Genomic DNA, 8,999 nt, shown 5'->3' with positions numbered 1-8,999 from the left:
AGCCTGTCGGACTTAGGAATGAATCTGCTGCGAGAACGGCAAATCGGTCCATATTTCCGGGAATTCTTGACGAATAGAACCACTATTCGCCTGCAAATTCCCGAAAATCTGTCCTCGATCTGCCATTCTCTCGCTACGATTCCCCAAGTCCGACAGACCCCTAGAATTCGTAATAGATGGCGAGCCCCGTCCCGTAGTCGGGGCTCCCCTGTGCGATCCCCTTGGCCAGATAGCCGTCGATGCCGGTATGCTCCGTCAGCTGGTATCTGACCCGAAGGCGTGCCTCCAGAAGGGACGATGCCCCTTCAACGGTGGGAGAACTCCCCTTGACGAGCAGCATCGGACGAAGCCGGTCGGTGAGCTGGTAACCGCCGCCGGCGTAGTAGTAGAGGTAATCCTTGACCGCCACCACCGACGACTTCCCCTGGAGGGTATACCCCACTTCCCCGTCGGCAAACCAGTCGCCGAACCATTTGGTGAGCTCCACGGCAAATCCCCCGTCAAACGCCCCGGTCCCGAGGAATCTGTTTTTGTCCGCGGTGGGGAATTTCACGTAGACGTTGGGACGGATGGCCGGGATGTACCTCTCCTCGGTGTAGAGAACATACCCCGCCTTCAGCTTCACGTCGCCGAGTCCGTACTGGGAATTGCCGACACTCGCCGCCGATGCGGAAGTCATGGGGCCGGATCCCATGCCCGACCCGACCATGGCGGCCATGACCGAGCCGGTGCCGGCGGGTTGCCCCTGCATCCCCATGAACTGGCCTGCCACGACAGCGCTGGTGCTCTGGTAGACGAAGGGGATCTCCAGGGAGAAATCGAGCCGCTCGGTCGGGTAGACCGCCGCCGTAAACGGCACGTAAAGGGAGTCGGTCCTGATGCCGGTGCCGTATTTCCCCGAGGCGAACTCGAAGCCGAGGCCGACGGAATAGCCGGGCTCCTCCGCAAAGACCCGGGCCGGAAAAAGAAAGATGGTCATGGCGGCAAGAACCGTGAACAGCCTCGCCGATCCGCTGAATTGTTTCACCGTCTGCTCCTTGGTGGTAGCAGCCGACTCCGTGGCTACGGGGTCGGCTGCCCTCAGTGTCTCATCATCCCGCCGCCACCCCCCCGCATCATGCCGCCACCGGGGCCATGGGGCATCATGCCGCTGCCTCTTCCCCACGACCAGCCGGTTCTCCCCCGCTCGTTCCGGATCACCGCATGGGCGCCGGTGGTCCGGTTGGTGAGGTTCTGCACCATCAGGTAGATTTTTCCGTCCCGTCCCTGGGCCTTGGAACCCTTGACGGTGACGTCGTCGTTGGGGTGGAGGGGGATCTGCTGTTTCTCCCAGAACGATTTCGGTCCCAGGCTGAGGCTGACGATTTCCCCGTCTGTCTTTACTTCGACGAAAACGTGCTCATTTTCGTCGATCCGGGGGGACGACGCCACACGACCCGACACAGTCGTCACCGTGTTGACGTCGTACCCCTTGTTGAAGTCGAGGCCGCTCTTCCCCGGATCATCGCCGCCGAAGCCGAAACCGGCGAAGGCGGTGCCGATCAGCAGGCAATTCAGGACGACTGCCAGCGTTATGATGGGGGAAAAGCCGTCTCTGCTCATGCTGCACTACTCCTGAACCCTGTTAATTGGTGGTCGTGGCGGACGGGCCGCTGCCGTTCCCTTGCCCATGCTGCGTGCCGGCGGCGCCCCCCTGCATCCGATGCCGCGCTCCGGCCCCCTTCATCGTGCCTTGTCCCGTACCGGAGCCGCCGGGGGAGGCCGGCATCGTGCTCCCCTGTCCCCCCTGATGCATAGCGGAAGCTATCGGACCGCTTCCGGCCATGCTTCCCCCCATCCGGCCGCCCCCCGCGCCGCCGCCGAAAGCGAACGACTGGGCGGCGAGGGCGAGGGCGGCAACGGTCACCGCCGTGGAAACTGCTGAACGTCTCTTCATCTGAGGATACCTCCTTCGGAGTATTGACCTTCTGGAGGGAGGTATTCCACGGTTCATGCCAACGGCAACAACTTCGTAACATCCCGATCTTGCAGCCGCTTCACACTCCCCCGCGGCGGGCGGGGCCGGGAAACAGGTGCAAACCTTTGCACTTCGAGGGCAGGGTTTTGCACCTAGATCAACCCGTGCTCCTTGAGCTTGTACTGGAGCGTGCGCCGGGACATTCCCAGCTCCTCCGCCGTCAGTCGGCGGTTTCCGCCGTGCTTCTGCAGGGCCTTGATGATGAGCTCCCGCTCCGTGGACCTGAGAACGTCCCTGCTCTGCCGCTGCTCCCGTCCTCCCTGGCGCACCAGTTCCGCCGGGAGGTGGTCGAGCCGGATCAAACCGGTCGCCAGGATGACCGCCCGCTCCATCACGTTCTGCAGCTCCCGCACGTTCCCCGGCCAGGGATACTCCTCCATCGCCTTTCGCGCTCCTTCGTCGATCCCCTTCAACTCCTTGCCGAGGTGGTGGCCGAAGCGGGTGAGGAAGTAATCCGCCAGCAGGGCAATGGCGTCGCGCCGCTCGCGTAAGGGGGGGATGTGGATCGGGAAGACGTTCAGGCGATAGTAGAGATCTTCCCGGAAGCGCCGCTGCGCCACCTCATCCTGGAGGTTGCGGTTGGTGGCGGCGACCACCCGCACGTCCGCCCTGATTTCCCTGTCGCCGCCGACCCGTTCGAAGACCCGTTCCTGGAGGACCCGGAGGAGCTTCGCCTGGAGCGCCAGGGGCATTTCGCCGATCTCGTCGAGAAAGATCGTCCCCCCCCGCGCCAGCTCGAACTTCCCCTGGCGCGCCTGCACCGCCCCCGTAAAGGCCCCCTTCTCGTGGCCGAAGAGCTCGCTCTCCAGGAGATGTTCCGGGATGGCGGCGCAGTTCAGGGGGATGAAGCCGGCCTTCCCCCTCGGGCTCAGCAGGTGTACCGTTCGCGCCACAAGCTCCTTGCCGGTGCCGCTCTCACCGGAGATGAGGACCGTGGCGGTGGTGGCCGCCACGTCGTGGACCAGTTTCCGCACCTCTCCCATGGCCCTGCCGGCGAAGATCAGATGCTCCGGGGGAAGGCCGGCCGCCTCGGCCTCCTTGAGGGAGAGGTACTCCCGGGCCCTGCCCTGGCTTTCGATTACCCTGTTCACCAGCACGAGAAGGGTGTCGGGGTCGGCAAGGGGCTTGGTGAGGAAATCCACCGCCCCTTCTTTCATGGCGGCCACCGCTTCCTCCACCCTCCCGAAGGCGGTCAGGAAGATGAAGCGGGGCGGGTCGGGATCGTTCCTCGTTTCCCGGAAGAGCTCCAGGCCGCTCTTGCCTGGCATTTTCAGGTCCGATATGACGAGGTCGAAACTTTCGCTCCGCAGGAGCCGCAGGCCCCTCGTCCCGTTCTCCGCGGTGCGGACCTCATGGCCGTCGTCTTCCAGGATCGTCTGCAGAAAAGCTCTGAACGTCTCATCGTCCTCCACAAGGAGAATGCGTCCCTTCATGGGTAACTCCCTCCGCTGCTCCGTTTCGTAATCCCGGGGAGAACGATGGAAACGGTCGTTCCCCGAGCCGGCGTACTCTCCACCCGGATCGTTCCTCCCCACTCCTCGATGATCTTCCTGCAAAGGGGAAGCCCCAGTCCCGTCCCCCGGGCCTTTGTCGTAAAGAACGGCTCGAAGATCCGCCCCATGTCGCCGGGGGCGATGCCATGGCCGGTGTCGCTTACGGTGATTGTGACCTGTTTCCCCGATGCCTCCGCGGCTATGCGGAGGCTTCCGCCATCGGGCATGGCGTGGAGGGCGTTCTTCACGAGATTCAGCAGCACCTGTCCCAGCCTGTCCCGGTTGCCGGGGACCCGTACCCCCTCACGGCAGTCGGAGACGACCGAGACGTGCTGCTCCCCGGCTTCGTGACGGACAAGAGAGACCGCCCACCCGATCGCCTCGCGGAGATCGACTGCGGCCGGGGGAGAGGCATCGCCGCCGGCATAGGCCAGGAGGTCGTTCACGAGACTCTCCAGGCGGAGGACCTCCCGCACGATCCCCTCGGCAAAGCCGGCATTGCGCGCTTCCCCGGGCCTTTTTTCGATGACCTGCGCATACCCCTTGATCCCCGCCAGGGGATTCCGTATCTCGTGGGCGAGCATGGCACCCATCTCCCCCAGCTGGGCCAGCCTTTTGCGCCGTTCCATCTCGCGCTGGTGCCGTTCTTCCCGCACGGAAAATCGGTAGAGAACGGCCAGCAGGACCCATCCCGTGACCAGGAGGGCGAAGAGGACCGCCATGTTGAACTCGGCGCGCCTGACCACGGCATCGGCGCGGTAGGTGTGGAGGGTGAGGCGCAGGACGAGGGTTTCTCCCGGGAAGTAGAACGGAGCGTAGAATTCGTAGGCCCTTTCGCCGGTGCCGAGGGTTATCCACGACTCAACGCTCGATCTGTCCCGGAGCACCTCGACGAACTTCCCCCCTTCGCCGGCAGTCCCCACCAGATCGGTGTTGGTGTGAAAACGGTAGATACCCCTGCCATCGATCAGGGCAAAAAATGCAATATCCGGGGGATGGAATTCGGAGAGTGAGCGCAGGGACGGATCGCGGGCGGCCAGGTTTTCCACGGCGGCGGCGAGGGAATGGGCAAGACCGCGGAGGTTCTCCTCGGCGATATGGCGGGAAGCACGATAGTTACTGACGGCAAACCAGGCGAGAAAGAGGGAGATCCCGATCCCCGTCGCCAGGAAAAGCCGTTTGGGCATGCTCCCCCGGATCCCGGGGCGCCTGAATTGAAAAGCCGTGCCACCCCGTGAAGGTTCAGCGTGGTTATCCAGCGGCCCACCCCCCATTGCCGTTCTCTCCCCGGTTACGGCGTGTTGGTGGCGGCGAGCTCCCGGAAATCGGCGAGCAGGGCCTCCACGTCCTCCGCGCTCGTCTCCCACGAGCACATGAACCGGGCGCCGCCGGAGCCGATGAAGGTGTAGAAGTGCCATCCCCGGTCCCGGAGTCCCGCGAGGATGGGAAGGGGGAGCTCGACGAAGACGGAGTTGGCCTGGCGCTGGAACATGATCCGGATCCCGTCCACCTGCCGGAGTCCTGCCTCAAGGCGGGCGGCGCAGGCGTTGGCGTGGGCCGCCCGCGTCAGCCAGGCGCCGCTTTCCAGCATGCCGATCCAGGGTGCTGCAAGGAAGCGCATCTTGGACGCGAGCTGCCCCGCCTGCTTGCAGCGGTAGTCGAACTCGGCGGCGAGCTCGCGGTTGAAGAAGATTACCGCCTCCCCCATGGCCATCCCGTTTTTGGTCCCGCCGAAGCAGAGGACGTCGACCCCCGCCTTCCAGGTAAGCTCCCCGGGGGGGACCCCCAGGGCGGCCACGGCGTTGGCGAAGCGCGCCCCGTCCATATGGAGCTTGAGGGAGAGGTGCCTCGCCCGGGCCCCCACCTCCCTCAGCTCGTCCACCGAGTAGAGGGTGCCGACCTCCGTCGCCTGCGCGATGCTCAGGGCCTTGGGCTTGGGGTAGTGGATGTCGGAGCGGCGCCTGACCGTGTGCTCCACGGCATCCAGGTCCACCTTGCCGTTGTCGCCGGGAACCAGGAGGACCTTGGTCCCGTTGGAGAAAAACTCCACCGCGCCGCATTCATCGGTCTCCACGTGGGAGGTCTCGTGGCAGACGATGCTGTGGTAGGAGTGGCAGAGGGAGGCGAGGGCGAGGGAGTTGGCCGCCGTGCCGTTGAAGACGAAGAAGACCTCACAGTCCGTCTCGAAGAAGTCCCGCAGGAGGGTGCAGGCCCGGGCGGTCCAGGGGTCGTCGCCGTAGGAGCAGGCAAAGCCGGTGTTGGCGACGGCCATGGCTTCGAGGGCCTCCGGGCAGATGCCGGCGTAGTTGTCACTGGCGAACTGGTAGCGATGGACCTTTTCTTTGTGCATGGATGTCACCTCGACCCGGTTATGGGGGCATTGACGATGCCGATCCGGGTCAGGATACACGATGGCGCCGAATTTTAACAGGTGTGAGGTGGTTTGTTAGATCCATTCTCTCGTTACGGTTCCCTAAGTCCGACAGGCTCCAGCCCCAACAAGTGAGGTGATGTGACGCGCGGCTGTGGCAACGGTAGGCCCCCCGCAGGCGCTTGAAGCCTGCGGGGATTGATCTTTGTTGACACAAGAACGCGGGCCATAGTAAATTATCCCTCTCTGCTAATGAAAATTGTGGCCAAATGTATGGGATACGGACTGTTCCGAAAAATTATTGCACTGGTTCTCCTCGTGGCAATCGCAGCTTTTGCTTTCGATGGGCCGGAAAGTGCCCATGCGATGGACGACTGCGGCCAGGCTTCGTACGGCAAGGCCGATGCCATTTCTTCCCATGATTTCTCTCCGTGTTGTCCCGGCAATGCAGCTATTCTCAGTGATTGTTGTTCCTGCCATCTCTGTCCTTGTCATGCGCCGTTGGCCCCAGGCGCCGTTCAGTTCCGCCACTCTCCTGTCGTTGTCAGCTGCCTGGTATCCGAAAGCTCTAAAGGCATACCCGAAGTTTATCTTTCGATATTCGTCCCCCCGCAGAATCTTGCCTAGTACGCTGAAGTAACGGCTCTCACCGCTGTTTGGGGATTCATGCGTCTTGCGACCGAATCCCCGTCGCTTCAGCACCATTTCGTCCCCCACAATTCAAAGACAAATACTGCAAGGAGGTCTGTCTTGACACGAGCATATCGTTTCGTGCCGGGAACGGTCTATCTGTTCCTGGCGCTCCTGTGTCTTGCCCCGCGCGGGGCTTCAGGTGAAGTGCGGCCGTTTACGCTGCCGCAGGCGGTTGAGTACGCATTGACCAACAACGGCGAACTGAAATCGCTCCGGCAGGAGAAGGGGGTGAGGGAGGCCGGGAAGATCAGGGCCGGCCTCTACCCCAACCCGGTCCTGGATCTGGACGGAACAACCGGGGAACTCTCCGGCAGTCCCTCGGAAAACCGCCTGTCCATCGGCATTTCCCAGGAGTTCCTGACCATGGGGAAGAGGGGAAAGCGCCTCAAGGTGGCGGAGAAAGAAATCGAAGGATTCGAGCGGCAGATCGACAATTCCGGTCGCCTCCTCTCCGAGGAAGTAAAGACCACCTTCTACGATCTCCTTCTAGCGGAGAAAAGGGTGGAACTGGCGGAGCGCTCCATAGCCCTCAACAATCAGTTGCTGGATATCACCAAACAGCGGCTTGAGGCGGGAGACATCCCGGAGCTGGAGGTGAATCTTGCCCAAGTCGAGGTGGCGAGAAGCGAAGGCAGGAAGGTCGAGGCGGAGCGGGAGCTCTATCCGGCCAAGGCGCGGCTCCTTCTCCTCATAGGGCTTCCCCCGGATGAGGAGGCCCGCTTCAGCGGTTCCCTGGAAGGGAAACCCTTTGCGCGGGGACTGGCGGAGCTGAAAGCGCTGGCCTTGACGAAGCGGCCCGACCTCAAGGCGCTGGAGGCGGAAAAGGCGAAAAGCGACGCCGAAATAGCCCTTGCGCAGGCGGAACGAATTCCCAACATCACGGCGGGGGTCGGCTACCAGCGCGAGAATACCGCGATCGACGTAGCCGGAAGTGAAGTAAAGGACCGGGACAATCTCATCGGCCTGAAACTCTCGATTCCCATCCCCATGTTCGATAGGAATCAGGCAGGAATCCGGGAGGCGCAGGCCAGGAAAGGGAGCGCCGAAAACCGCTACGCCTTTGCCCGGCTGGCCGCCGAACGGGAGGTGGAAGCAGCCTATGCCCGGCTGACAACTGCGGAGAAAACCCTCTCCATCTATGCAAAGGACATCATTCCCCAGCTTGAGGAGAACCTGAAGATGGTGCGGGAGGCGTACCGTCTCGGCGAGGTGGGGATCCTCACGGTCATCGAGGAGCAGAAGAAGTTCTTCGAAGTGAACGACGGATACCTTACGGCCCTCTACAACCGGCAGACGGCGCTGGCAAAGCTGGAGGCGGCGGTGGGAGCCGATTTGAGTATAGAAACTTCCGGAGGTGAAAAGTGAAAAAGAAGGGGATCATCATAGGTGTCATCCTGGCCCTGGTGCTGGGAGGCGCGTTTGTCTACCGTTTTACCCACCTGACGACCGGCAAGGGGGAAGAGCAGGCCGGGAAAAAGGAAGGTGGCGAGCTTAAAGAGGAAGGCAAGAAAGTAAAGGAAGAGGAGCATAAAGAAGCCGCAAGCGTAAAGATGGACCCGGAGACCCAGAAAAAGAGCGGAGTGGTCGTTGCTGCGGCCAGCAAGAAGAGTCTCGGCGGCGTCATCACCGTCACCGGCAAGGTGGAAGTGAACGCCGACCGCATCGCCCATGTCTCACCTCGCATATCAGGGAAGATCGTGGCGGTTGGCGCCAGTCTCGGCGACAATATCGGCGCCGGACAGGTGCTGGCCAGGCTTGACAGTGTCGAGTTGGGAGAGGCACTGAACAGGTATCACCAGTCAAAAACGAAACTCGCCCTGGCGGAGAAAAACATGGAGCGGGTGAAGACCCTGGTGGAGAAGAAGATCGCGGCCAGAAAGGAGATCCTCCAGGCGGAGACCGACTACCAGACGGCCCTGACGGAGCTCCACACCGACGAGGAGCGGCTGCTGCTCTACGGGCTCTCCCGCAGCAACCTCACCTCAATCAATGGCAAGCGCATCCTCCTGCCGGTCCGCTCTCCCATCGCCGGGGTGATCACCGAGAAGCACGCCATCGTCGGCGAACTGGCCGACCCCTCCAAGAGCCTCTACACTGTCGCCGATCTCTCCACGGTCTGGGTGATGGTCGACATCAACGAGAAGGACCTGGCGAAGGTCAGAAAGGGGCAGGCCGCTACCGTTACGGTGGGTGCCTTCCCGGACACGAAGTTCCGGGGGCGGATCACCCATATCGCCGACATCGTTGACGAGGCGACCCGCACCGTGAAGGCGCGGGTGGAGGTGCAGAATCCCGGCAGAAAGCTCAAGCCGGAGATGTTCGCCACCGTCGAGCTTACCCTGCCGGCCACGGCGCCGCCGGTGCTGGCCGTCCCCGAGGAGGCGTTCCAGGAATTGGAGAGGAAGAAGGTTCTTTTCGTCACCAA

At 62.7% G+C, this 8,999-nt stretch carries 9 protein-coding genes; 2 read left to right on the top strand and 7 right to left on the bottom strand.

Annotation, left to right across the window (positions count from 1 at the left end; translation table 11 throughout):
* Positions 1 to 160: 160 nt before the first annotated feature.
* From M6689_RS12225 to M6689_RS12195, 7 genes are all read right to left on the bottom strand, one after another.
* Positions 161 to 1,027 (bottom strand): transporter, encoded by an 867-nt coding sequence (locus M6689_RS12225; protein ID WP_298272122.1) that lies wholly within the window; start codon positions 1,025 to 1,027, stop codon positions 161 to 163.
* A gap of 53 nt (positions 1,028 to 1,080) precedes the next feature.
* Positions 1,081 to 1,602, bottom strand: coding sequence for a DNA-binding protein (locus M6689_RS12220; RefSeq protein ID WP_298272120.1), 522 nt, complete (start codon positions 1,600 to 1,602; stop codon positions 1,081 to 1,083).
* 22 nt (positions 1,603 to 1,624) lie between these two features.
* Positions 1,625 to 1,936 carry a hypothetical protein gene (locus tag M6689_RS12215; protein WP_298272117.1) on the bottom strand — a complete coding sequence of 104 codons (312 nt, stop codon included), beginning with the start codon at positions 1,934 to 1,936 and terminating at the stop codon, positions 1,625 to 1,627.
* Between the two features lie 173 nt (positions 1,937 to 2,109).
* A complete protein-coding gene (locus M6689_RS12210) occupies positions 2,110 to 3,450 on the bottom strand; it encodes a sigma-54 dependent transcriptional regulator (RefSeq protein ID WP_298272115.1) in 1,341 nt (446 codons plus the stop codon).
* A complete protein-coding gene (locus tag M6689_RS12205; protein WP_298272112.1) occupies positions 3,447 to 4,697 on the bottom strand; it encodes an ATP-binding protein in 1,251 nt (416 codons plus the stop codon). The genes M6689_RS12210 and M6689_RS12205 overlap by 4 nt, the downstream gene beginning before the upstream one ends.
* 104 nt (positions 4,698 to 4,801) lie before the next feature.
* Entirely contained in the window at positions 4,802 to 5,860 is a 1,059-nt protein-coding gene (locus tag M6689_RS12200) for a low specificity L-threonine aldolase (RefSeq protein WP_298272110.1), read from the bottom strand.
* A 270-nt stretch (positions 5,861 to 6,130) separates the two neighbouring features.
* Positions 6,131 to 6,586, bottom strand: coding sequence for a hypothetical protein (locus tag M6689_RS12195; RefSeq protein WP_298272108.1), 456 nt, complete (start codon positions 6,584 to 6,586; stop codon positions 6,131 to 6,133).
* Positions 6,587 to 6,631: 45 nt separating this feature from the next.
* On the opposite strand from M6689_RS12195, the gene M6689_RS12190 reads away from it, so the two are divergent.
* Both M6689_RS12190 and M6689_RS12185 read left to right on the top strand, forming a co-directional pair.
* Positions 6,632 to 7,939, top strand: a complete 1,308-nt coding sequence (locus tag M6689_RS12190; RefSeq protein ID WP_298272106.1) for a TolC family protein — start codon at positions 6,632 to 6,634, stop codon at positions 7,937 to 7,939.
* On the top strand, positions 7,936 to 8,999 hold a 1,064-nt coding region (locus M6689_RS12185; protein ID WP_298272103.1), incomplete at its 3' end, for an efflux RND transporter periplasmic adaptor subunit. The genes M6689_RS12190 and M6689_RS12185, both read left to right, overlap by 4 nt.

Source organism: Geobacter sp. (genome assembly GCF_027327745.1).
Lineage (GTDB): Bacteria > Desulfobacterota > Desulfuromonadia > Geobacterales > Geobacteraceae > Geobacter.
Note: the sequence above shows the minus strand (reverse complement) of the source record. Positions and strands in the feature narration are given on the sequence as shown.

What these genes read in the sequence shown, in the direction of transcription:
- M6689_RS12220 (WP_298272120.1), bottom strand. Translation starts at nt 1,602, where the DNA reads ATGAGCAGAGACGGCTTTTCCCCCATCATAACGCTGGCAGTCGTCCTG.
- M6689_RS12215 (WP_298272117.1), bottom strand. Translation starts at nt 1,936, where the DNA reads ATGAAGAGACGTTCAGCAGTTTCCACGGCGGTGACCGTTGCCGCCCTC.
- M6689_RS12210 (WP_298272115.1), bottom strand. Translation starts at nt 3,450, where the DNA reads ATGAAGGGACGCATTCTCCTTGTGGAGGACGATGAGACGTTCAGAGCT.
- M6689_RS12205 (WP_298272112.1), bottom strand. Translation starts at nt 4,697, where the DNA reads ATGCCCAAACGGCTTTTCCTGGCGACGGGGATCGGGATCTCCCTCTTT.
- M6689_RS12200 (WP_298272110.1), bottom strand. Translation starts at nt 5,860, where the DNA reads ATGCACAAAGAAAAGGTCCATCGCTACCAGTTCGCCAGTGACAACTAC.
- M6689_RS12195 (WP_298272108.1), bottom strand. Translation starts at nt 6,586, where the DNA reads ATGGTGCTGAAGCGACGGGGATTCGGTCGCAAGACGCATGAATCCCCA.